Consider the following 23,613-nt stretch of genomic DNA (forward strand, 5'->3'; position numbering starts at 1 on the left):
CCGCCCGGTGCGGACCGAGCGGGGCCCGGCCCGAACGGCGCTGCTCCCGGGGCACGTCGGACGTGCCGGGGTCAGGTCCGCCCGTGGTCGCGCAGGACTTCGGCGAGCTGTGCCCGCGCCGTCACACCCAGGCGGGGGAAGATGCGGTAGAGGTACGCGCCGATGGTGCGCGGCGAGAGGCCGAGGAGTCCGCCGATCTCACGGTTGGACAGGCCGCGGCCGGCGAGGTCGGCGACGCGCAGTTCCTGCGCGTTGAGCAGGTCGCGGGCCGGTGTCCGCCGGGGCACGCCGGGGGTGACGGTCTCCGTCCGCTCGCCGGACGCCCGCAGCTCCGCGGTGATCCGCGCGGCCCGCGCGTCGGCGCCCATCATGGTGAAGGTGGCCGCCGCCTGGCGGAGGGTGACGCGGGCGTCGGCGAACTGCCGTCGGCGGCGCAGCCGTCGGCCGTGGGCCAGCCGCAGCGGCGCCTCCAGGAACAGCGAGCAGGACAGGTCCGCGGCGAAGGCCCGCTCGAACAGCGCCTCCGCGTTGTCGTCGTCCGCGAGAACCGCGCGCGCCACCGTGAACCGTACGGCGACCCCGGGTGCGCACTCCTCGCCCAGCGCGGTCTCCAGCCGGTCGAGCACCGCGAGCGCCGCGCCGGTCGCGTTCACCGCCTCGGCGGCCTCCGCGAAGGTCACCAGTGCGAAGAGGGCCGCCTCGGTGACCCGGGGGCCGGCCAGGAGGGCCGACAGCGCGGCGTGGCCCGCCTCGAAGTCCCCGCTCTCCGTCAGTGCACAGGCCGTGCCGACGGCGAGGACCGCGTCGATGGAGCGGACCGAGCGCCGCGCGGCCTCCAGGTCACGGGCGCCGCCCGGACGGACCGTGCCGCCGGTGTGCAGGCCCCGTACCAGTCCCTCCAGCAGGCGGGCGGCCGCGGCGTCGTGCTCCTGGCCGTGGTCGTCGGCGAGTTCCGCGCACCGCCGGAACACGTGGCCGCCCTGCCCCCGGTCCCCCATGGCGAGGTGCGCGAGCCCCTGCCGCAGGAGTACCCGGGGCAGTTGGTCGGGCACGTCGTGGAAGCGGTGGCGTCGCTCCGCCTGCCGGTAGAGGTCCAGCGCCCGCCGGGGATCACCGGCGAGCAGGGCCGCCTCACCCAGGCGTTCGAGATCGCGTACGGGCACGTCGGCGAGGCGGGGGACGGCGGAGATGCCGGCCAGGACGGTCGCGGCCCGGCGCACCCGGCCGGCCGTGGCCACCGCGTGCAGCAGGCGCGGATCGTCCGCCCGGTCCGGCATCCGGTCGAGGAAGTCGAGCAGCGCCGCGGCGCGCGCGTCGTCGCCGGCGGCCTCGGGCGCCGTGATCCGGGCCAGCTCCAGGGCGTTCTCCTGCTCGGCCGCACCGTCCGGCACGGGCCAGGTCGCGGGGTCGCAGGGAGGCTGCCCGCCGCCGGTCCACGCCAGGGCCTCGGCGCACAGCCTGCCCAGCGGGCCCAGCGGCAGGCGCAGCGCGCGGTGGGCCATCGTCCGTGTCATCCGCTCCAGTCCGAGGACGTGGGCCATCTGGGCGGCCCGCAGGGCGCAGCGGCCCTGGTCCCGGGGGGTCGCGTACAGCTCGGCCGCCCGCCGTAGCAGCCGTACGCCCATGGCCGGTTCGTCCTGCTCCTGTGCGTGCCGGTGTACGGCTTCGAGACGGCCGGCCAGTCGAGGGTCGCTTCCCTCGGCGGCCTGCGACAGGTGCCACAGCATCCGCACCGAGCCGGGTGCCAGTACGGCTGCCAGGGCGGCGTGCGCGGCTCGGGAGCGCCGGGGGCCGATGTCGTGGACCACCGCTCCCGCCGTCGCGGGGTGGCCGAAGACCATCCGCAGGCCGTCCGTGGTCACCAGGCCTTCGCGTTCGGCGGGTTCCAGCGCCGCGAAGCCCAGCTCGGTGCCGCCGATCCGCGACGCGGCCGACAGCAGCAGCGGGAGGTCTCCCGCCGGGTGCAGCGCCGCCACCAGCAGCAGGTCCCGGGTCCCGGCCGGAAGGCGCGCGGCGCCCGGCGCCATGGCGGCGGCCAGCCGGTCGGAGGAGGCGGGTACGTGGGGCAGCGAGTCCTCGGAGCGGATGGGGAGTTCGAGCAGGGCAAGGGGGTTGCCGGCCGCGGTCGCCAGCAGTTCGCGGACGGCCTGCCCGTCGAGACCCGGGCGCCTCGCCGCCAGCAGCCGGGCGGACCGGGCCCGGGTGAGCGGGGCGAGCGGCAGTTCGGGCAGACCGGCCAGCGGAGCGAGGCGCGTGCGGTGCGGGCGCGCGGTCATCAGCACGGCGACGGGGTGGCCTGCGGTCCGGCGGGCGACGAAGGACAGCACCTCCCGGCTGGGCTCGTCGAGCGCGTCCCAGTCGTCCACGGCCAGCAGCAGGGGCCGGCCCGCGCTGACCGATTCCAGTACCTCCAGCACGGCGAAGGAGAGCGACGACCGGCCGCTCTCGGCGGGTACGCCGTCGACGAGCAGTGTCCGCAGGGTGTCGAGCCGGGCGGCGGGCAGGCGCGGGGCCGGCCCGCCGAGCACCGGCCGGAGGATCTGGAGCAGTCCCGACAGGTCGGACGGGGCGCCGCCCCGGATGCCGGCGCAGCGCAGCACCCGCGTCCCGGCGGCGGTCGCCGCCCGGACGGCGGCCTTCAGCAGCGCCGACTTGCCCGAACCGGCGTGCCCGTACACCACCCGGGCCGCGCCGTGGTCCTTCGCCTCGCCCAGGAAGTCCCGCACCGCCCGCAGTTCGGCGTCGCGGCCGACGAGCCCGGACTCCGGGAACACCGTCCCGAGGTCGCGCCCGGCCCACGGTTCACCGTCCCCGCCGACGAACCCCGGCGCCCGGAACACCGTCCCGAGATCACGCCCGGCCCACGCTTCGCCGTCCCGGCCGACGAACCCCGGCACCTGGTGCGCCGGCCCCGGGAGCGCGAACGGCGCCCGTGTCCGGCCCACCTCCTGGCCGACGGCCGGCGGGGAGAGCGTGGTCTGCGCGTTCATCGATGGCCCCTGTTCCGCGGTGAGCGATCCCGCCGGACCCGGGGAACGCTCGCTTGCCTCCCCCCATCCCACGGGAAGGGAGGACGCGGAACCAGGCAGTTCGCATGCAGCTTGCTCGCTGCCGGACGGAAACCGCAGGTGGAACCGGCTACGAGCGCGGGGGCGCCGCGCTCGGCAGGGAGGGGCGTCAGACCGGCCCGGTGGCTGTCCCTGGACCGCCGAGTGCCTCCGCGTTGGCCCGCATCCGGGCCGCCTTCGGGCTGTGGACCGCGCTCAGCAGGTCGGCTGCCCGCAGCCAGCTCCGCCGTGCCGCCGTGTGATCGCCGCGCTCCTGCTGGGCCGTCGCGAGGTGGTCGAGGACCTCGGCCTGGTTGTAGCCGTCGAAGGCCTCGCCGTAGATCCGCAGCGATTCCTGGTAGTCCGCCGTGGCACCGTTGAGGTCGCCGAGGCGCTGCCGGGCGTAGCCCACGGTGTCCCAGGCGGCGGCCTCGATACGGAGGTTGCCGTCCCGCCGCAGCAGTGGGATCGCCTCCTGGCACAGGGCCACGGTCTCCTCGTACCGCCCGAGCAGGGCGAGATACCAGCCCACCGCGTTCATCTCACGCGCCATGGCCCTGTCGTCGCCCAGCGTGCGCTGGATCTCCAGAGCGGTCCGGGCGTGGTGCAGGGCGTCCGCGTAGCGCTTCTGACGGCCGCGCACCCAGCCGACGCTCCGCTCGGCGGAAGCCCGGTCCGCGGGACCGAGCAGGTCCATGCGGCCGAGCATGGACTCGACCTGCCGGTCCGCCTCCTCGGTCTGCCCGGTCTCCGCCAGCGCACGCGCGAGGTCCGCGGAGTTCCGCACGATGGCTGCGGGCTCGTCCAGTTGCATGGCCGCGTCCAGAGCGATGCGTTTGGTCTCGATCTCGTCGCTCCAGCGGCCCGTCACCGAGTAGTAGCTCACCCAGTCCTGCGTGAGCGTCATACGGAAGCGCAGCAGCCCGGGATCGTCCATGGAACGCAGCGCCGACGCGACCGTCGGCTCCTCCGTGCGGAACCAGTCCAGCGCCTCCTCACGGGTCCCCAGGGCGACCTCCACCACCCCGTCGGCCGGTGGGCCGGCGCCACCGGACTGGGTGCGCCCCAGGAATCCGTTGGCGGCGTGCGCGTTGTGACGCAGGTAGTCCAGCAGACGGGCCTGCGCGGCGAGGCGGTCGTCCTTCTCCCGTTCGACGAGCTCGACGCCGTAGGCCCGCACCAGGTCGTGCAGCACGTGCCGGTTGTCGGCGTCCCGCGACAGCAGGTTCGCCGAGGTCAGGTGCCGCAGGTGCCGCCGGGACTCCGGCATGCCGGTTCCGGCGAGGGACGCGGCGGCCTGCGCCGACACCGACGGTCCCGGGTGGAGCGCCAGATGCCGGAAGAACGCCGCCGTCTCCGCCGGCAGGGCCCGGTACGACCACGAGAACACGGCACGGACGTCGCTGCGCGTGGCACCGGCCGACAGCGCGTCCAGCAGCGGTCCGGTCTCCCGCAGCTCCCGCACCGCCAGCCTCAGCGGGACCTGCGGTGTCGCGCTCAGCTGCGCCGCGACGATGGCGACGGCCAGCGGCAGGAACCCGCACAGCTCCACCAGGCGCGCGGCGGCTTTCGGCTCCGCCCCGCAGCGCTCCTCGCCGATCCGCGCGGCGAGTGCGGTCAGCGCCTCCTCACGTGTCCACACGTCCAGCCCGACCAGTTGTGCTCCGTCCGCCGCGAGACCGGCGAGCTGGTTGCGCGAGGTGATGAGGGTCAGGCATCCCGTGCCCGCCGGGAACAACGGTCCGACCTGCTCCTCGTCACGCGCGTTGTCGAGCAGGACGATCAGCCGCCGGGACTTCGTCCGCTGCCGGAAGAGGGCGCCGCGCTCCGCGGTGCCACGGGGCACATCGCCTTCCGGCACGCCGAGGGCGGTCAGGAACCCTCCCAGGGCTTCGGCCGGGTCCAGGGGGCGGCCGGAGTCCTCGAAGCCACGCAGGTTGACGTACAGCTGCCCGTCGGGGAACCGGTCGGCGACCTGGTGCGCCCAGTGGACGGCCAGGGTCGTCTTGCCCACCCCGGCCATGCCGCCGATCGCGGAGACGACGACGCGGCCGCCCTGCCCGGTGCCCTGTGCGGTGAGCCGGTGCACCCTCGCGAGGGCCTCCTCACGCCCACGGAACACCGCGAGGCCGGGCGGAAGCTGCCGGGGGACGCGGGCCGCCTGCTCCCCCGGGCGTCGTACGGACGCCTCGACGAACCGGCGCCGCTGGTCCTCGCCCAGGTCCAGGGCGTCCATCAGCTCACTCAGCGTCGCGCGACGGGGCAGGCTGTGCCCCCGTTCCATGTCGCTGATGGCCCGGACGCTCACCCCGGACGCCTCGGCGAGACTCTGCAAGGTCAGCAGCGAGCGCTGCCGCGCCTCGCGCAGCAGCCGGCCGAACTCCGTCCTGTCCACACCCGCTCCTGGCACATCTGTTCTGGAACGGCCATTAAAGCAAGGGCGTGACCCGGGGCCGAACCGCACCTGGGACGGAACGGAGCGAGCCGCCCCGGGCCTGTGTGCCGGGGAAAGGCCCGGACGCGGGCGGCACGGTACGCGTCCGGGCGGGGTCCGGGCGGGCTCGCGTCCGGGCGGGGTCCGGATGCGGGTGGGGTCCTCCGAGCTCTGGTGGGGTCCGAGCCCTGGCGGGGCCCGGCCGTGGGTTCCAGGTCCGGGTGGGTTCCGGGTCCGGGTGGGTTCCAGGTCCGGGAAAGTGTCCCGCCCCGTCCGGCGGGTCACACGTGTCCCGACCGTTCCCGCCGGAGCGGACGCCTGCCCGGCACGTGGTGCGCCTCGCGGTCGGGCGGGTACCCGGCCGCGCCGGGCACACGTGGGCTCACCATGTGAGATCCCCGAGGTCCATGGTGAATACTCATTCCAGAACTGCTACGTTTCGCGGCATCCCGGAGCCCCTTTCCGGCCCTTCGGCGAACGTGTCGACGCACCACAGCGGGAGTGGGATGAGCGAGGAGACGTTCGGCCGCCTGCTGCGCGAAGCACGGCAGCGGTCCGCACTCACACTTGAGCGGCTGTCGGAGGCCTCGGGGGTGAGTGTCCGGGCGATCAGCGACATGGAGCGGGGCCGGAGCCTGCCCCGCCCGTCGACCCTCACCGAGTTGCTGGACGCGCTCGAACCGGACGAGGACCAGCGGCGGCACCTCGCGCAGGCGTCCACACCGCGCGCCGATCAGGTCCCCCGGCAGCTTCCTCCCGATCTGGCGGTGTTCCGCGGGCACGAGAACGCGCTGGAGGCCGTGCACGGGTTCACCGACCAGGTCGGCGGCCAGGCCGGACACGTCGTGATCGCCGCGGTGGCCGGCATGGCAGGGGTGGGCAAGACCACCCTGGCGGTGCACTGGGCCCACCAGGTGGCGGACCGTTTCCCGGACGGCCAGCTCTACGTGAACCTGCGCGGGTTCGAGGAGTCCGCCCGGCCGCTGGATCCGGGTGAGGCCCTGGGCGGGTTCCTCCGGGCGCTCGGTGTGGCGAGCGAGGACATACCTCCGGGGACCGAGGAGCGCGGTGCCCTGTTCCGTGAACGGACCGCGTCCCGACGGCTGATCGTCCTCCTGGACAACGCCCGGGACGCCGAACAGGTCAGGCCTCTCCTGCCCGCGGCGGGCTGTCTCTCCCTCATCACCTCGCGCAACCAGTTGCCCGCCCTGGCCGCCACGGAAGGTGCCTCGCTGGTCGGCCTGGACGTGTGGACGCGTGAGGAGGCGCTGGCCGCGCTCGCCGCCCGCATAGGCGAGGAACGGTGCCGGGCCGAGCCGGACGCGGCGGCCGAACTGGTCAGGAGATGCGGCTTCCTGCCGCTGGCGGTCGCCGTCGTCGGGGCGCGGCTGAGCGGGACCCCGCAGTCGTCCCTGCGCGACGGTGTCCGCGAGCTGCGCGAGGCGGCACCCCGGCTGGACGGGCTCACGGCCGACGGCCGGCGGGACGACGTCCGGGACGTCTTCTCGTGGTCGTACCGGGCCCTGGGCCGGGAAACGGCACGGTTCTTCCGCCACCTCGCGGCCCACCCCGGGCCGGGCGCGACCGCCGAGGCCGCCGCCTCGCTCGCGGGCGAGGAGATGAGGGTGGCACGGCAGCGCCTGCGCGAACTGACCGCGGCCAGCCTCCTCTCGCGTGATGCCGAGGGGCGCTACGTGATGCACGAACTGATCCGGTCGTACGGCATCGAGCTGATGGAGCGTGAGCGGGACGACCGCGTCGGTGCCGAGGTCCGCCTGCTGGACTATCTGCGCCACAACGCCCGTTCCGCCGGCCGCTTCGTCTCCCGCTTCCCCTCCGGGGCGCCCGGTACGCCGGCACCCGGTGTGGTGCGGGTGGCCGTCGAGGACCGCGAGGAGGGGCTGGACTGGTTCCGCCGTGAGGAGTCGGCCGTCGCCACCGCCCTGCGCGGCCTGCGTGATCCGCGACTGCTGCGGCACCGGGTGGACCTGGTGCTGGAGTGGGTGGGTTACAACGCGGTGGCGGGGCGCTGGGCCGAGGAGGCCTCTGCCGCGCGGACCGGCCTCGAAGCGGCCCTGGTCCTGGACGATCCGATCGCCGTCGCACGGACAGGCGCGCACCTCGCGCGTGCCCTCGTCGAGACGGGGCGGGCGGACGACGCCGACGAGCCGATCACCGTCATGCTCGGCCTGCTGGAGAGGCTGCCCACCGAACACCAGGTCCGCGTCGAACGGAACGTCAGCTTCCTGCGCGGGCGCCAACGGCGTCACACCGAGGCGCTGGAACACGCGCGCAGGAGCCTGGCGACCGCCCGCACGCTCCCCGGGACCGACGAGGTCGCACGCTCGCTCCTGGGTGTGGGCTTCTGCCTCGCCATGACCGGCGACCACCGGGAAGCCATCGCCGTCAGCGAGGAGGCCGTACCCCTGCTGCGGGAGGCACGGGACCGCAGCGGCGAGGCGTCCGTCTGGGACTCCATCGGCCTGGCCCAGCAGCGACTGGGCCGCCTCGACGACGCCGTCGTCAGCTACGGGAAGTCGCTGCGGCTCAGCGAGGAGGTCCACGACGACTATCTGCGGGCGGAGACCCTGGACCACCTCGCGTCCGCCCTGCTGGAACTCGGAGACACCCCGCAGGCCCGGGCGCACTGGCTGCGGGCGGCCGACCTGCTCAGCGGTCTCAAGGTGCCCCGGGCCGACGCCCTGCGGGCCAAGGCGGAGGCGCTACGCGCTTGAGGGCACCGGCAGCGTGGCCGCCGCCCCCGGGGAATCTCCTGGCGAGGAGGGCCGTGCACCGGAGCCGGTGAGCCCGCTGAAGGGCCGGACCGGCCCGCTCGCGTCTGCCAGGGGGCACCGGTCGAGGGGGCCGTGGGAAGCCGGCGAGGGAGGCCGCACTGTGGGCGCTCCTGGGCGCTCTCCCCCGGCGAACGGCGGTACCGGGCGCATACGCTCGGCGCGCGGATCCGTCGCCCTGATCGGCCCCGTTCCCGGCGTGTCCACGTGTTCACGCGTCGAGGTGACCGCACTGTGGGCCGCCGGGCGCATGCGTACCCGCCGGTGGAAGGCGCCCCGGTCAGCCGAGGCCGCCCGGCCGGGCCACCCCGACGAGGTGCCGCGGGCCACCTCGGCCTGCTGACCACCGTCCTTCCCGCGGTCCGGCACCTCCGTACCCCCGGGCCAGTCGCCGGTACGCGCGGAACGGCTTCGCCCTCTCCGGGCGAAGCCGTTCCGTGGTGCTGTGCGAACTGCTCAGGCGTGACGCCTGTTTCCGGTGAAGACCCGGTACAGGGCGAGGAGGATGAGCGAGCCGACGATCGCGGCGATCCAGGTGGACAGGGAGAAGAAGCCGTCGATGGAGTCGACCCCGAAGATGACCTTGCCGAGCCAGCCACCGAGCAGCCCGCCCGCGATGCCGATGAGCATCGTGATGATGATGCCGCCCGGGTCCTTGCCCGGCATCAGGGCCTTGGCGATGAGGCCTGCGAGCAACCCGATGATGATCCAAGCAATGATGCCCATGATGCCTCTCCTACCTGGTCGTATAAGGACTGTGTCAAGGAAGCGTGTTTACCGCGCCGCCCGTTTCAAACCGCACTCGGCCCGCTTCCTCGTCACCGCCCCGGAAAGAGCCGCCGGACGGGTGTCCGCCGCGTTTCCGCGCGGCACCACCAGGGTCGGGGAACACTCGACCGCGCCGACTGCTGCCACTGTGCCTGCGCTCAGGAGGGTCTCCGTAGCGCAGGGCACGGTGGCAGCAGTTCGTCCTTCAGATACGCACCGGTGATTCAGCGCGGCGCACCACGGAGGCCCGCCCTTCCGGGTGGTGGACGCGCGCCGGCACGACCACGGCAGCCTGGCACCCCGGCGATCAGTGTGCCGTTGCCACCCGATCACCTGGCTCGTACGGCCCTCAGCCACGGTCCGTCCTGACCTGCCCCCATGCGTCCACGCAACGATCGTCGCCGATTCGAGGTCGGTCTCGGGACCATCCCCGCAGGCACGGGGAGCACAGCATCTCGGCACGCTGCTTGGCGGCGTCGGCGGGACCATCCCCGCAGGCGCGGGGAGCACGCCCGCAAGGCCGAAGCCCAGTACAAGAAGACGGGACCATCCCCGCAGGCGCGGGGAGCACCCGGACTACGCGATCAGGTGGGCGGGGTGTCCGGGACCATCCCCGCAGGCGCGGGGAGCACCTTAGTGGCCACGGCTAACCCTCCAGGTCGCAGGGACCATCCCCGCAGGCGCGGGGAGCACGGCTGACGGCAGTATCCGGGATGCGCAGGGCCGGGACCATCCCCGCAGGCGCGGGGAGCACCGCAAGGGGCTGAAGGGCCAGTACGCCCTCCTGGGACCATCCCCACAGGCGCGGGGAGCACAACGGGACAGGCGCGGGCAAGGCCGACCGGGTGGGACCATCCCCGCAGGCGCGGGGAGCACTCGATCGCGGAGGCCGGGAGTGTCGTCGTCGGGGGACCATCCCCGCAGGCGCGGGGAGCACTCTCGCTCATCAGATGATCCGTCCTGTCTCTAGGGACCATCCCCGCAGGCGCGGGGAGCACGTGTTGCCCTCGATACTCCGGACGCTGCCCGAGGGACCATCCCCGCAGGCGCGGGGAGCACCAGATCCGCATCGGCGCGCCGGAGTCGGTGACGGGACCATCCCCGCAGGCGCGGGGAGCACCCGTCCGGGGGTATCTGGATGGTCGTCATTCGGGGACCATCCCCGCAGGCGCGGGGAGCACTTCCTGGCCCCGGCTATCGCGATGGCCGAGACGGGACCATCCCCGCAGGCGCGGGGAGCACCCCACCCACGCCGAGCGCCCGGCCGACGACCTGGGACCATCCCCGCAGGCGCGGGGAGCACGCCTGACCCCGGAAGGGGTCGGGCGCTCTTGCGGGACCATCCCCGCAGGCGCGGGGAGCACTCACTGGCCATTTCGTGTACTCCGAATGGGTTGGGACCATCCCCGCAGGCGCGGGGAGCACCCTCCTCTTCCGAGCCGACGTGTCGCAGGTCCGGGACCATCCCCGCAGGCGCGGGGAGCACCCGCCGTCGCCTCGGTCGTCGGCAACGCCATCGGGACCATCCCCGCAGGCGCGGGGAGCACTTCAAGGCCGCAAAACGCAAACCGAAGCGGGAGGGACCATCCCCGCAGGCGCGGGGAGCACTCCTACGTAGAGCGCCACAGACCGCAATGCGAGGGACCATCCCCGCAGGCGCGGGGAGCACTCCTGGCCGGACCTGGCCGGGGGAATCGCCATGGGACCATCCCCGCAGGCGCGGGGAGCACCAACCCTGGTACCGAGTCGATGTGAAGTTGTTGGGACCATCCCCGCAGGCGCGGGGAGCACCCTTCGTGACCTGCAGTGTTGCTAAGCCTGGGTGCTGTTTTGGAGCAGTTTCATTGAATCGGTCATAGTGCCCAAAAGGCCCTTCAAGTCTCACCGTCCGAATCGACGGCGCTTCGCCGCATTGCTCCAGCCCTTCTTCGGAGCTGGTGTGGTGGAAGGGCTGTCCGGTTTCGGGCGGCGGATCAGGGTCAGGCCCTCATGGTCGACCGGGTGCCAGGCGTGGTCGTGCGTGCGAAAGGTGAAGCCCTGCTCGTTGTTCGTGGTGTGGGCGAGCAAGGCCCGTCCCTGGTCGGCGTACTCCTGTACCTCTGCCCACAGCAGGTCACGGACTCGGGCGGAGGGGTTGCCGATGAACACGCCAGCTGAGATTTCGAGCAGCCAGCGCGTGAGGAATCCGCGGAGGCCGGCAGGGCAGTTGGTGAGGACAATGACGGTCACCAGGTCGTCTCCACGTCGTCGTAGTCCTCTCCCCCGCCGTAGTTGCGGCCTGCGGCCACTGCCTGGCCGCCATCGCTCTGGAGCGTGACGACATCAGGGCTCTCATCCGAGGCGGTGGGCGCAAGGACCTCTCCGGGTAGGAGGAGCCCCTTGATGTCATTCACGCAGCGGTCCAGCAGCGATGTCTCGTTGATACGGTCCCGCAGCGCGCGGCGTGTGCGTGGGCCGACGTCCTCCTCGTCCTCGGCGGCGATGTCGAAGGCGAGCGGAATGCCGATCTCGGTCTTGTACAGGTCGGCGACATCGAGGACGAAGGACAGCTCGTGGCCGGAGTGCACGAAGCCCAGAGCCGGGCTGCAGCCCAGGGAAACCACGACCGCGTGGGCGATGCCGTACATGCACTGGGCGGCCGCGGTGACAGCCTGGTTGACCGCGTCGCCACTGGTGAAATCGCCGGGGGTGTACCGACGCCCTCGCCAGGGCACTCCCGTACGCGCGGCCTGGATGCGGTAGCAGTCCTTGACGCGGCGGCCTTCGCGACCGAGGAGTTCGTGGCGCGTGAGGCCGGCCGGGTCCTCGTCCGGAAAACGCAGGCGGTACATCGTCCGCGCGACACCGAGCCGACTGCGGACGTTCGCCCATTGCACGGCCTGGGCCTCCGCGAGGGCGGACGAGCGCGTCAGCGCACGCCCTCCGGCGTAGTAGCGCACGCCCTGTTCGCCGACCCAGCAGACCGCCGCCCCCGTCTCCCCGAGGACGCTCATGGCCTGGTGTGTGATCCGGGTGCCGGGGCCCAGGAGCAGGGTGCCGATCGTCGCCGACGGAATGTGGGTGGTGCCTTCGGCGTCCTCGGCCGTGATGGCGTTGGCGTCGCGGTGCACCGTGCAGCGTTCGAGGTAGATGAAGGACGACCGTTCGCCGGTGCGGGTGAGCTGGCGCGGGGTGAGGGCCGCGCGGCGGGAGACCGTCGTCATCGGCTCACCCTCCAGTGCCGGGAGGCGCGAGGGTGAGCAGGCCGCAGCCGTACGCCTTGGCCTTACCGATTCCCTGCCGCAGGGCTCGGCGCAGCAGTTCGGGATCGGTGACCTCGAGCCGGCCGTCGAAGGTGACGGTGACCAGGCTGACAGGGGCCTTGTGGGCTGCCGTCGTAACCGGGCCGCGGGACTTGTCGAAGGAGAGCGCACGCCTGTCGTGGACCGTGAGCTCGTAGCGGTCGCCGTGGTGAGGCTGACCGGTGTGTGTGGTGCCGCTGGGCAGCAGACGCCGCTCGGCGGGCTTCTCGAGGACACGGAACCCGCACCGCTCCTGCCGGTCCAGGAGCCAGCCCATCTGATGGACGGGGGTGACGTGTGCGGTGCGCTTGGTGGGCTCGTCGTCCTTGCGGCGGATGTGGTGGACGGGGTTGGCCGTCAGCCTGAACGCCCACTGGCTTCCTGCGGCGAGCCGGTCGAGGAACGGGCCGTACGGGCGGCTCTCCCAGCCCGGTGCGGTCGCGGAGGCGATGGCCGGCCAGCCCGCCTGCTCGACGAGGTGGGTCATGTCCGGCTGGTCGGGGCTGACCACGTAGAGCATGACCTCGGCGCGGCTGGTGCGGTCCATGCGCCACAGCACGCGCGGCCCGTTCGGAGGAGGTGCGTCGGTGGGCAGCAGGGCCGGGAAGGAGGACATGACGGCCGCGTGCAGGACCTGCGGGGACGACAGCAGCCTGCGGGCGCCGGGGCGCGCGGTGTTCACGCGGAAGCGGGTGAGGAACATCAGGCGCTCTCTCCCGTGAGGGCGTCGAACGGATCGTGCCGGGGCAGTTGCCCGGCAGACGGAACGGTGAGGCGGACGCTGTCGCTGACGACTGCGCGCGGGGCGTGGCGTCGGTGTTCGGCGGCGTAGCTGATCGGCTGGTCGCGGAAGGTGTCGGCGAACTCCGCCTCCTCGTTGTCGGCTTCGCGCAGCACGGTCAGTTCGATGTCCGCACGGTCCCGGTACTGCCTGCGGTACCAGGCGGAGGCCTGCCAGGGCACCTCGCTGAGCACCTGCAACAAGGACGTGCCGTCGTGGAGGCCGAGGTCGACGGGCTGGGCCGGCGGGCAGGAGCGCCGGCCCAGGAACGGTGCGTACACCGGGTTGCGCAGCGCGGCATGGAGGCCGGCGAGGAGTGTCGGGTCACCTTCGACGGCGGCGACGAACACGGCGTCCGCCAGATAGAAGCGCTCCGACAGCGGCATCGACTTCCCGCTGGCGCCGTGATGGGCAGTCTGGAAGTCGCGAAGGCGCGTGCCCGGCTGGTCGATCCGGACGGCGAACCGGAGGTCTGCCAGCGGTGCGAGGCTCGTGTCGTCGCCCCGCTCGATGCCGGCTGCGGCGGCGAGCATGCCGATGACCGCGCTCTTGGTGGGAGCGGATTCCGTGGTGCGCCGGGTGAAGCGTGCGGAAGCCCCCCACGACTGCAGGGGGCCGGCGAGCCGCAGGCCGAGCACGCTCATGCGGGCTTCTCCAGGCGCTCGGCGACGGCCTTTCCGACTGCGGTGACGAGCTCGCCGATGTTCTGCGCCTCGGTGCCGATTCCGGCGAGCTTCGTGGTGTTCGGGCCGACGCGCAGAACCCAGGTGAGGGTGGAGTCCTCGTCGCCGTACGCGCGCTCGATGTCCGGGATGAACTCTGCGAGGCGCTCGGACGCCTCACGGACGTAGCCGCCCTGGTCGCCGCGGACCGGCTCCTCGAAGGCGGCGACGAAGCTGACCGGGCGGGTGGTGCGGAGCTTGACGACCACGGCGTCAGGCCGTGTGTGGTGGCCGAACGTGTTGATCTTCCCGGTGGGCAGCGACGCGGTGAAGCCGTGCACGAAGGCCTCCACCGCCCGGCGTACCGGAGTGGTGACGGGCTCGTCCTCGCGCAGGCCTTCGCCGAGGTTCGCGGCGAGCTGGTGGACGCCGAGGGCCGCGTAGCGGTACAGCGTCGACGAGTTGAAGTCGATCGTGCCGATCATGCCGGCGCCGGTCTCCTCGTCGGTGTTCTCGTCGTCGACCGCGGTGTAGTAGTCCGATTCGTTCTCGACGCGGTGGACGCTGATGGCGTGGGCGACCTGGACGGCGGCGTCGACGTTGAAGTCGGCGGCGTCGGCGACCATCCGCCCGAAGAGCGCGATGTCGACGGAGTGGTGGGTGTCCGCGATCTCCTTGGCCTGGTCCTTGGTCTTCTTGTCCTTCAGATGAGTGGTGATGTCGTCGGCGCCGGCCACGGCCAGCCGGGCGAGGCCGTCCAGCTGGCGGGAGCTGAGGAAGACGAGGTACTTGGCCTCGGGGGCGGGCTCCGGCTCCCCCTCCTTGGCAGCGGTGGCCTTGCGCTTGGGCACCTCCGTCTTCAGGCCTGTGGCCTTGACCGTCTCGTCCGCGATGCGCAGAGCCGCCTCGCTGCCGATCGACGGGTCCAGCGCCGTGATCCGGTCGGCCACCGCCTCCACGATCTTCTTCGTCCGCACCCCGAGCTCGCTCGCATCCAGCAGGTGCTCGTCGTCGAAGTAGGTACGGGCCGCCCGCTTCCAGGCCTGACTGGATACCCGGGCACGCGGCACTCCCCCGTACACCGCGGTCTTCGGGGCGCCGGTGTCGTCACGGTTGAGGTTGCTGGGCGGGACGGTCTGGAGGGCGTGCACGTCGAGGAAGATGCGGTTCACGAGGCGTCCTTGTCGGTGTCCGTGGTGCGGGTGGCTTCGTTGTCGATGGGAGTCGGGCCGCCGGTGGAGGCCGGGCCGTCGGCCGACGGCTGTTCTGAGGCCCTCTTGTCGTGCCATGCGTGGAAGGAACGGCCCCACTCACGTCGCACGATGTCGGCGCCGCCCGGCCGCTGCCAGGTGTAGAGCTGGCCGGCGAGCAGGGCGTAGTCGAGGGGGATGTCCTCGCGGCGCAGCAGTACGACGATGTCGCGCAGCCGCTGGGCAAGTGTGGCCAGGTCAGGGGCGCTGCCCGCGCGGACGAGGCGCTTGCGCAACGGCTCGTCGATCTCGCCGGGCTGCATCATGCGCCGCACAGCGGTCCCGAGACCACGCCTGCGGTCGGTCCGGTCGGGCTGGTGCATGCCGGTCGGACGGGACTGCTGGTGCAGCGCCCACAGAGTGAGGGCAACGTGCAGCGCGTCCTCGGCACGTACGAGATCGCTCTCGTCCAGGGGACGTGCGCCCTCCGGCGGCGCGTGCAGGGGGCCGGTGTCGATGAGGCTCCACAGGTCGGGGAGCTGACCGGCCTCGCGGCCCGCGCCCCGACGCAGCCTTGCCAGGGCGGCCACCTCCCGTGACTGGTCGGCGAGATAGCCGCGCTGCAAGGGGGCCAGGTGGTCCGCTGCGAGCTGGGCGACCCGCTCGCGCGGGGTGGGCGGTGCGGTGACGGTGGTCATGCCAGTGCCTTCACGGTGGTCTCGGAGTCCGGCTGTTCATCGGTGCCCGGGCCCTCAGCGGTGCCCCGGGGTGTGCCAGGCAGGTCGGGCCGTCCCAGGTCCCTGACCAGGGCCCCGTGGAACCACTTGCCGGCCAGGGCGGAGTTCAGCCACTCGGTGCCCTTCCTCGTCTCGACGACGCGTCCCTGCCACGCGCCCTCCCCCGCTGCGGCCATGAGCCGGTTACCGAGCGCGACAGCGAGCTTGTGCACCTGCCGTTGCCAGGAGGTCCGCTGCTCGTGGGGGTCGTCGGACTTGGCCAGGTCCCGGAGCCAGGCACGGTAGGGAGCCTCAAGGAGGCCGTAGGCGTGGTCCCGGGCGGTAGCACGAGGCCCCTCCGTGTCGGTCCCGGCAGCGCGGGCCAGATTCGTGGCCAGGTCGCCGATGGCGTGGACGGCACGATCGGCGTCCTCGACGGCAGCGATGGCCTGCTCGGCGAAGCGGCGGTCCTGCTGGTGGAGGAGGACGACAGCCATGGAGACGGAGTCGTCGACGATCTCGTCGATCACGGACTGCTGTGTGCCGTACTTCGGGCCGATGACGCGCGCCCGCACGAGGAACCCCCGCTCGAGGTGTCCCTCCGACACAAGGCGGGCCACCCACTCCAGGACCTGGGGGCGAAGGTGATCAGGGGCGTCCGCACGCTGCCGGGACGCGGAGGCGTCGGCAATGAGTGAGGCCATTCCGCGCCATGCGGCCCGCTCCGGGTCGTGGTCGCGGGGCAGGTAGACGAGGTTCTCCCGAAGCTTCTTCTCCTGCGCCTTGCTGCGCCTCCAGGCTGTCATCGGTTCTCGGCTGTGCTGGTTGCGCGGGCTGAGGGGGTCTCCGTAACCGAGGACGACCCCGTGCACGCCCTGCTCGTCGAAATGCAGCCGCAGACGCCGTGTCTGCCACGTGTACAGGTCGCGCACGCCGCTGGGCACGCGCTCGGCTCCGCCCGGACCGCAGGGATCACGTCGCCAGGCCGGCGCATCCTGCTCGTCGATCCGTACGCCCGTGGTGTCGGCGGCCACGAGATTCAGCAGCAAAGTCTCGCGCAGCGTGGGGCGCTCGACGAAGACCCCGCCGAGATTGCCCGCCCAACCGACTCCGAGCGGGTAGACCTTCCCGCCCTTGGCACGCTTGTCGCCCTCCACACCTGTCTTGATCCCCGAGGTGTCGAACGCGTGCGCATGGACCACCCAGCGGGCCGCTTCGGCGAAGGTGAGGCGCTCGACGGTGGGCATCCTGGCGCTGAAGAACGGCTCCCCGTTGGGGACGTCCGCCACGATGCGGTTGAGGGAGAACACCTCGTCCTTCGCCGTCCGCAGGCCGGCGGTCTGGAAGAACGGCGCCGTGGTATCGAGCAGGTCGAAGCGGCCGGCGTACGTGTCGAGATAGGCGTCCACCGGGGCGAAGCACTTCTCGTCGCTCCACAGGTCCGTCCAGTCGTCGATCTCCTCGGGCCCGCCGAGCGCGTCATGGGCCACGGCGAGGAGCAGACGTACGAGGGCGAACTCCTGAGTGGGCAGGTCCCCGACGATCCGCCGCAGCTCGGACGCCTGCTCGAACACCTGGCGCAGGGAGAGCTCGTCCTGCTGGCCGTCGGTCCTGAGCACGGGGATCCAGGGCTGGGTGGTCAGGTCGAACAACAGTGTCTCGTCTCCTACCGGGCTGGAATCTGGCATGAGGTTCCTTGGGGCTGGTGTTCACCGGGCGTCATCCAGCAAGCCGTCTGTGGGCAGGGGGAGTTGATCCACCAACCCTCTCAACAGGGTGATTGCGATGGGAGCCCGAGGATGCTCTAGAGTACGGCAATCCGTTTCACTGAACGGTCTCGTGTGAGTGCTTCAGTGGCTGAGAGGTGGACGCGTTGCGTACGTGGGCTCGCTGGATCCTGGCATCAGGAACCGTGTTGATCATTTTCTGGGTGGCGTTGTTAACCGGCCTATGGTTTCCGCTGGGAGACGAGGAGAAGAGCGTTCGATGGGGTGTGGCCGTAGCTTGGGCTACCGTGGTTTCTGGGGTGGCTGGCTGGCCGCTGAACCGATGGGCTGAGAGACCCTCCACGGCACCTCGAGAGGGACCGAGCTCTCTCCCGGAAGGGACCGCTGGCCCTCGCTGACCAGCCGTTAGTCCTGAAGTACAGTGGAAACCGTTCCCCATTCTGATGGGGATGGCCCCGGTCTGGGGTGTGTACGTAACCTGCTCCCCGCCTCTGCGGGGATACCTCCTCGCCGACTGGCATTCACTCGGTTGCACGGGCCACCTCAAGGCCGTCGCTCTCGCTGTACCGGAGGGTGAAGCCTGCCAGCCGGGTCTGACGGTCCTCGTCGAGCGGGAGGATCAGCTGGCCCGCCAGCCAGTGACTGCCCTTCACCTGCCAAGCAGGCAGGTGAAGTTCCTCGAGCTCCGAGATCGCCAGGTCCATCGTCTCCGCGTAGCTGAACTGGATCGGCAGCCGAAGCCCGCAGGACGCCGCGGTACGCGCAGCGAGGGGCGTAGGGACCTGGTCGGTGGGCAGGGCCAGCCCGGCCAGGGTGCGGTTCCCGCGGTCCGGGGCGAGCCACGGGACCGTCGTGAGGGTGCCGTCGGACTTCTTCTGCACGACGACGACTTCCAGACTCTCGCGGCTGTCGCGTACCTGAGCTTTGCCCCGGCTGGTGTCGTCGGCGTCGCCCACTCCCGCCGTGACCCATCCGAACAGAGGTCGGCCAGGCCGGGCCACCGCGCCCAGACGGAACGTCGCGGCACGTTCGGCCTGGTCCGCACGGTGCTCGTCGTGCCGGGCGCGCGCCGCTTCCATGTCCGGCGCCCAGTTCGCGGGGGCTGCGGCCTCCTCGGCGTACGCGTGCTGGACAAGAGGGCTGATGTCGGCCGGCAGTCGTACGGGATGCTGCGGTCCGCGACCGAGATGGGGAAGCAGCGCGGCAGCGGACCGCAGCAGCGCGTACGCCCCGTACACGGCGACCGAACCGCGAACTGGCTCCGGCACGTCGGCCGCCCAGTCGACGACACCGCTGACCAGGCAACGGGCCGTACGGAGCCGCTCGGGACGCTCCGCCTGGGCCTCGCCGCCCCGCTGGTGCCGGTGCAGGCGGCCCATGCGCTGGAGCAGCAGGTCTGCCGGGCACAGGTCCGTGACCAGGAGATCGAAGTCGACGTCCAGGGACTGCTCGGCGACCTGACTGGCGACCACGATGTGCCTGGCGGGCCGGCTCTCGGCCTTCTCCGGGGGCCCGAACTGCCTGAGCAGCGAGGCGTCCTTGGCCGCGCGGTCGACGTCGATGAAGCAGGAGTGCGCGACGGTCACGCCGGAGTCCCCGAACCGTTCCCTCAGCGCCCCCGCCGCCTCCACCACCCGGCGTACGGTGTTGCGTACGACGAGGACGCAGCCACCGCCCTCGAGTTCGGTATCCAGCCGGTCGGCGAGGAGCGTCAGGTCGTCGTCGATTCGCTCCAGCTCTACGTCCACAGCGCGGCCGGAGGCCGGGGGGCGCCGCAGGACCGGCGCCCCGCCAGGCGCGACAGCCGTCAGAAGCGGGTACTCCTGCGCCTGAGCGACAGCGTCGAAGTCGCGGGAATCGGTCTTCTTCCTGCCTGAATACGCTTCGACCAGCTCGCGTCGCCGGTTCGCCGGGAGAGTCGCGGAGAGCACCACCACCGGGACGCGGTAGGCACCCAGCCACGCGAGCACCCGGTCGAGGTAGACGCTCATGTAGGTGTCATAGGCATGCGCCTCGTCGATGACGATCACCTTGCCTGCGACCGCGAGATGGCGGAGGGCCAGGTGGCGGCTCTTCAGGCCGGCGAACAGCAACTGGTCGATCGTGCCCGCGACGAACGACGACAGCATGGCCTTCTTGCGCCCGCGCAGCCATGCGTGGGCGATCAACTCGGCGGAAGCGGAGCGCGTACGGCCAGAGGGCTGCAACTGCTGTCCGTCGTCGGGGCCTTCCATCGCGTCGTGATCAAGGGCCTTGATCTGGCCCCGGTCCATGAGGTCGGTGAAGTCCTCGTTCAGGGCGGACTTGGAGTGGGCCAGCAGAACCGAGTGGCGCGTCCCTTCCGGTGCGGGAAGCCGGTCGAGCCAGTCCAGGAGGCGGGGGAACATGGCGTTGCCCGTGGCCATGGTCGGCAGAGCGAAGAACACCCCGCCCGCACCGGACCGCGCTGCGAGTACTTCCGCGGCGGCGAGCGCGGCTTCGGTCTTCCCCTCCCCCATGGGCGCCTCGATCACCAGGAGCCCCGGTTCGTCCATCGTCCGGGCCAGTTCCACGGCCGCTTCCTGGACGGGGCGGACCTTCGCGCCCGGCGGCAGTGCGAAGCGGGAGGCAAACAGCTCCTGCACATCATCAGTCGGCTCTGCGGCCTGCCACGCGCCCGGCAGATTCAGGCCCTGCCAGGCGGCCGCGATCCGCTCCTCGTTGCTACGGGGGATGTCCTCAGGGAAGTAGGGGAACAGCTCGGGGTTGCTGGCGACCCAGTCGGAGACGATGACCAGTGCTGTGAGAACCACCTGGACGGGCTGCGGCAACTTCACCGACCGCCAGGCGTCGAGCCTGTCGTGCACACCGAACTCTGCCGCACAGGCCTCCAGCAGTTCCTGCTGGACACGTCGCCACAGGGACTGGCTACCGCCGGGGGTGCGCAGCAGCTGGGGATGCCGGTCCAGGGCGGTGATCTGTCCGTGCTCGGGAGGGATGCCATGATGCCCGCCCACCGCAACGGTGAACTGTCCTGTCTGCGCGACGGTCCAGCCGTACTGCTCCTCCAGCCACTCCCCCAGCAGCACTTGGCCGGCCAAACCGTGAGGGGCCAGCTTCCGGTCCGCGCCCATCGCCCGCTGGGAACGCATTTCCAGCCCTGCTGCCCGCATCACTTGCGCGAGCGGTTCGACCTGGCAGGCGAAGGCCGGGGTGGCCTTGCCGATGTCGTGAACGCCTGCCAGCCACACAGCGAGTCGGCGCGCGTCGTCCGCATTACCCGGTAGCTCGGCGGCGACCAGCTTGCGTACCGACAGCGGCAACCATTCGTCCCACAGCAACCCCGCCACCGCGGCGCTGTCCGCCATGTGCCGCCACAACGGCAGCCACCCATCGGAGTCCCGATCGTGCTTGGCCCACACACTGAGCACGGGGCCGCACAGCCTTGCCCGCAGATCGGTGCGGGAACCCCTCTCGACTGTCATGCCAGATGAATATCTGCAGGGAGCGGGGTTCCGCAGGTAAATGAAGAAGTTGCGGAGAATGTGTTGTTGTTGTGGTTGATGTCGCCTCAGCCGTGATGGACCGTCGGTAGACTTGGTCGGTTGTTGCCGAGGGTCGGGGAGAAAACTACTTAATGTCCGTTTCTTTGAAAGTGCTCAGAACTGAGCTACCGCAGCGATAAACCCGCAGGTCGCGCAGTCTGCTCCCCGCGCACGCGGGGATGGTCCCTACTACAACCCGATGCCCTGCGGGGAGGTCGGCTGCTCCCCGCGCACGCGGGGATGGTCCCCGGGGCGCCTTTGAGCGCGTAGTGGCTCCCGCCTGCTCCCCGCGCACGCGGGGATGGTCCCTCGGCTGCGTCGCGGCGGTATCCAGATGCCGCCTGCTCCCCGCGCACGCGGGGATGGTCCCCCTGCTGGCCGACGCACGACAGGAGCACATTCCTGCTCCCCGCGCACGCGGGGATGGTCCCTCGCCCGGGGTGTGGGTGGACGGCGTGGACTCCTGCTCCCCGCGCACGCGGGGATGGTCCCGACGGCCAAGCCGACACCGGGAGCACGCCCGTCTGCTCCCCGCGCACGCGGGGATGGTCCCGACGACGCGCAACGCGAGGCGCCGCAGGCGCCCTGCTCCCCGCGCACGCGGGGATGGTCCCGACGCCAAGTCCGAACCGAAAATCCGAGGAATCTGCTCCCCGCGCACGCGGGGATGGTCCCGGGGGATCTTCACGACAGGGTCACGTGCACGTCTGCTCCCCGCGCACGCGGGGATGGTCCCAGCCCCTCCGGACGACACCGGCCCCTCTCCGGCTGCTCCCCGCGCACGCGGGGATGGTCCCCCTGCGAGGTTCATCAAAGAGGGGCGCGACGCCTGCTCCCCGCGCACGCGGGGATGGTCCCAGCGGCCGAGGGCGCGTGACGGAATCCGAGGTCTGCTCCCCGCGCACGCGGGGATGGTCCCCCGCCCTGGCCCCGTCTCAGTTCACCAGCCCCTGCTCCCCGCGCACGCGGGGATGGTCCCGACCAGGGCCCTCCGGACACGCTGATCGCGGTCTGCTCCCCGCGCACGCGGGGATGGTCCCACCACGGTGGTGGACGAGGCGGGGGTGGAGCACTGCTCCCCGCGCACGCGGGGATGGTGCCCACGAAATGGTGGCGGGCGCAGGTCGCTCAGCGCGCTCGTCGCCCCTACCGCAGTGATGAGCGCCGGCAGCCGGTTCGCAGCGCTACGCCGCAGCTTCTTCGACAGCGCAGTCTCCACGATCGGGCCGCACCGCCCCGTCAGGGTCTCGACGTACGTACTGGCCGCCGTGCTTGACCAGGCGGTGGGCGACGCGTTCGGCCATCTCGGCGTCGATCCGCCCCCCGACCACCGTTCCGATCGACTCGACCCCGTACGTCGCCATCAGGACGGACACAGACACCAGGGCGGCCGCCTCGCCACTACGCGCCAGTGCGGGTCACCACTGCGTCGTGCTGACTCCGCTCACCACGGTCAGCCGATACGCCAGATCTCAAGTCGTCCCCACTGACGCTCCATCAGCTATGTCAGCATTGGGTTCTACCAAAGCTGCTCAAGCACGACCACACCTTCGAATCCCGGGCAGGGGGAAGACGAAGCCTCCCCCGCGAGAAGGGTCGATTCCGTTTCTACCTACGTAGCCCAGCTGACGTGACCAGGAGCGCACTAGTCACCATTTAGATCCTTGCAGGTCAACGCACCCTTCCTCGTGGTTTCAGCGCTACCGGCGGGAGTTGGGGAGCGGGCAGCCGGCCTCCGTCATAGCCCTCCACTTCCCCGAACCGGGTGGTGGTCATCCAGTCCGCCCGCGCCTGTGCGATTTCCTCTTGGGACCGTCCGACGAAGTTCCACCACATGACGATCTCCTCCTCGAACGGCTCGCCACCAAGAAGCATGAGTCCGGCGTCCGAGGCGGCGCGCAGCGGAAGTCCGGTCCGGCCGCAGCCGAGGTAGAGCATCGAACCGGGCAGGACGGGTACGCCGTCCACCTCGGCCTCGCCGGACATCGACAGCACCGCGTACTCGAAGTCGGGGTCCAGGGGGAGCCTGGCCTCGGCGCCGGCGGTCAGGGCCAGGTCGGCTCCGACGATCGGGGTGTAGGTCCTGCCGGGTGAGACAGTGCCGTCGAGTTCCCCCAGGATCACGGTGGCGGTCAGGCCCGGTGCGGTGACGGCGGGCAGGTCCGTGTGGTGCTGGAAGTGGGGCTCGACGTAGCGGTGGGCGTCGGGGAGCGCCACCCAGAGCTGGGCACCGTGCAGAAACCTCGCGTGCGGCTCCGGACTCTCCTCGGAGTGGCTGATGGCCCTGCCGGAGGTCATCAGGCCCAGTTCACGGGGCCTGATCTGCTGGAGGGTACCCAGGCTGTCACGGTGCAGGACCTCTCCCTCGTGCAGCCAGCTGACCGTCTGCAGGCCCATGTGAGGGTGCGGAGGGACCTGCATCCCGGGCTCGTCGGCGATGTCGTCGGGACCGTAGTGATCGACGAAGGCCCAGGCTCCGACCATGCGGCGCCCCAGGTTGGGCAGGAGCCTGCGCACCTCGGTGGACTCGCCGAGCTGGACCCGGCGCGGGGTGAGGAGTTCACGTACCGGTTCGGCGACGACGAAACCGCGTCCTCCGCAGACGGAGAGAGCGGCCTGGCGATCGAGATTGCTCATGGCGCACAACCTATTCCCGTACGCCCGGGGAGGGCCGGTCCCCACGCCGAATAT

General features: G+C 71.7%; 14 protein-coding genes and 2 CRISPR repeat arrays. Of the genes, 1 reads left to right on the forward strand and 13 read right to left on the reverse strand.

Annotated features, from left to right (window positions below):
* Window positions 1-71: 71 nt before the first annotated feature.
* Both ACFVS9_RS07620 and ACFVS9_RS07625 read right to left on the reverse strand, forming a co-directional pair.
* Window positions 72-2,990, reverse strand: coding sequence for an AAA family ATPase (locus ACFVS9_RS07620; RefSeq protein ID WP_389930851.1), 2,919 nt, complete (start codon window positions 2,988-2,990; stop codon window positions 72-74).
* A gap of 187 nt (window positions 2,991-3,177) precedes the next feature.
* Window positions 3,178-5,442: an ATP-binding protein gene (locus ACFVS9_RS07625; protein ID WP_389930853.1), complete on the reverse strand. Its 2,265-nt coding sequence runs from the start codon at window positions 5,440-5,442 to the stop codon at window positions 3,178-3,180.
* A 545-nt stretch (window positions 5,443-5,987) separates the two neighbouring features.
* Here ACFVS9_RS07625 and ACFVS9_RS07630 point away from each other — a divergent pair.
* On the forward strand, window positions 5,988-8,216 hold the full coding sequence (locus ACFVS9_RS07630; protein ID WP_389930854.1) for an ATP-binding protein: 2,229 nt from the start codon (window positions 5,988-5,990) through the stop codon (window positions 8,214-8,216).
* Window positions 8,217-8,729: 513 nt separating this feature from the next.
* Here ACFVS9_RS07630 and ACFVS9_RS07635 read toward each other — a convergent pair.
* From ACFVS9_RS07635 to ACFVS9_RS07685, 11 genes are all read right to left on the reverse strand, one after another.
* Window positions 8,730-8,999, reverse strand: a complete 270-nt coding sequence (locus ACFVS9_RS07635) for a GlsB/YeaQ/YmgE family stress response membrane protein (protein ID WP_383116415.1) — start codon at window positions 8,997-8,999, stop codon at window positions 8,730-8,732.
* Window positions 9,000-9,461: 462 nt separating this feature from the next.
* Window positions 9,462-10,832: a CRISPR direct-repeat array (repeat unit 29 nt; unit sequence GGGACCATCCCCGCAGGCGCGGGGAGCAC).
* Between the two features lie 90 nt (window positions 10,833-10,922).
* Entirely contained in the window at window positions 10,923-11,270 is a 348-nt protein-coding gene (gene cas2e, locus ACFVS9_RS07640) for a type I-E CRISPR-associated endoribonuclease Cas2e (protein WP_383116416.1), read from the reverse strand.
* On the reverse strand, window positions 11,267-12,244 hold the full coding sequence (cas1e, locus tag ACFVS9_RS07645) for a type I-E CRISPR-associated endonuclease Cas1e (protein ID WP_389930856.1): 978 nt from the start codon (window positions 12,242-12,244) through the stop codon (window positions 11,267-11,269). Before cas1e ends, cas2e begins: the two co-directional genes overlap by 4 nt.
* A 4-nt stretch (window positions 12,245-12,248) precedes the next feature.
* A complete protein-coding gene (cas6e, locus tag ACFVS9_RS07650) occupies window positions 12,249-13,025 on the reverse strand; it encodes a type I-E CRISPR-associated protein Cas6/Cse3/CasE (RefSeq protein WP_389930858.1) in 777 nt (258 codons plus the stop codon).
* Complete coding sequence (gene cas5e / locus ACFVS9_RS07655) at window positions 13,025-13,747, reverse strand: type I-E CRISPR-associated protein Cas5/CasD (RefSeq protein ID WP_389930859.1); 723 nt, start codon at window positions 13,745-13,747, stop codon at window positions 13,025-13,027. Before cas5e ends, cas6e begins: the two co-directional genes overlap by 1 nt.
* A complete protein-coding gene (gene cas7e, locus ACFVS9_RS07660) occupies window positions 13,744-14,937 on the reverse strand; it encodes a type I-E CRISPR-associated protein Cas7/Cse4/CasC (RefSeq protein ID WP_389930861.1) in 1,194 nt (397 codons plus the stop codon). Before cas7e ends, cas5e begins: the two co-directional genes overlap by 4 nt.
* The gene (gene casB / locus ACFVS9_RS07665; RefSeq protein WP_389930863.1) at window positions 14,934-15,653 is read right to left on the reverse strand and encodes a type I-E CRISPR-associated protein Cse2/CasB; all 720 of its coding nucleotides are present in this window, start codon (window positions 15,651-15,653) and stop codon (window positions 14,934-14,936) included. The genes cas7e and casB overlap by 4 nt, the downstream gene beginning before the upstream one ends.
* Window positions 15,650-17,359 carry a type I-E CRISPR-associated protein Cse1/CasA gene (gene casA, locus ACFVS9_RS07670; protein WP_389930865.1) on the reverse strand — a complete coding sequence of 570 codons (1,710 nt, stop codon included), beginning with the start codon at window positions 17,357-17,359 and terminating at the stop codon, window positions 15,650-15,652. Before casA ends, casB begins: the two co-directional genes overlap by 4 nt.
* Before the next feature lie 560 nt (window positions 17,360-17,919).
* Window positions 17,920-20,862, reverse strand: coding sequence for a CRISPR-associated helicase Cas3' (cas3, locus tag ACFVS9_RS07675; protein ID WP_389930866.1), 2,943 nt, complete (start codon window positions 20,860-20,862; stop codon window positions 17,920-17,922).
* Between the two features lie 218 nt (window positions 20,863-21,080).
* Window positions 21,081-22,023: a CRISPR direct-repeat array (repeat unit 29 nt; unit sequence CTGCTCCCCGCGCACGCGGGGATGGTCCC).
* 83 nt (window positions 22,024-22,106) lie between these two features.
* On the reverse strand, window positions 22,107-22,304 hold the full coding sequence (locus ACFVS9_RS07680; protein ID WP_389930868.1) for a hypothetical protein: 198 nt from the start codon (window positions 22,302-22,304) through the stop codon (window positions 22,107-22,109).
* A 289-nt stretch (window positions 22,305-22,593) separates the two neighbouring features.
* Entirely contained in the window at window positions 22,594-23,559 is a 966-nt protein-coding gene (locus ACFVS9_RS07685; protein ID WP_389930869.1) for a pirin family protein, read from the reverse strand.
* Window positions 23,560-23,613 lie beyond the last annotated feature (54 nt).

Source organism: Streptomyces sp. NPDC058008, assembly GCF_042886395.1.
Taxonomy (GTDB): Bacteria; Actinomycetota; Actinomycetes; order Streptomycetales; family Streptomycetaceae; genus Streptomyces.

What these genes read in the sequence shown, in the direction of transcription:
- ACFVS9_RS07620 (WP_389930851.1), bottom strand. Translation starts at nt 2,990, where the DNA reads ATGAACGCGCAGACCACGCTCTCCCCGCCGGCCGTCGGCCAGGAGGTG.
- ACFVS9_RS07630 (WP_389930854.1), top strand. Translation starts at nt 5,988, where the DNA reads ATGAGCGAGGAGACGTTCGGCCGCCTGCTGCGCGAAGCACGGCAGCGG.
- ACFVS9_RS07635 (WP_383116415.1), bottom strand. Translation starts at nt 8,999, where the DNA reads ATGGGCATCATTGCTTGGATCATCATCGGGTTGCTCGCAGGCCTCATC.
- cas1e (WP_389930856.1), bottom strand. Translation starts at nt 12,244, where the DNA reads ATGACGACGGTCTCCCGCCGCGCGGCCCTCACCCCGCGCCAGCTCACC.
- cas6e (WP_389930858.1), bottom strand. Translation starts at nt 13,025, where the DNA reads ATGTTCCTCACCCGCTTCCGCGTGAACACCGCGCGCCCCGGCGCCCGC.
- cas5e (WP_389930859.1), bottom strand. Translation starts at nt 13,747, where the DNA reads ATGAGCGTGCTCGGCCTGCGGCTCGCCGGCCCCCTGCAGTCGTGGGGG.
- casB (WP_389930863.1), bottom strand. Translation starts at nt 15,653, where the DNA reads ATGACCACCGTCACCGCACCGCCCACCCCGCGCGAGCGGGTCGCCCAG.
- casA (WP_389930865.1), bottom strand. Translation starts at nt 17,359, where the DNA reads ATGCCAGATTCCAGCCCGGTAGGAGACGAGACACTGTTGTTCGACCTG.
- cas3 (WP_389930866.1), bottom strand. Translation starts at nt 20,862, where the DNA reads ATGACAGTCGAGAGGGGTTCCCGCACCGATCTGCGGGCAAGGCTGTGC.
- ACFVS9_RS07685 (WP_389930869.1), bottom strand. Translation starts at nt 23,559, where the DNA reads ATGAGCAATCTCGATCGCCAGGCCGCTCTCTCCGTCTGCGGAGGACGC.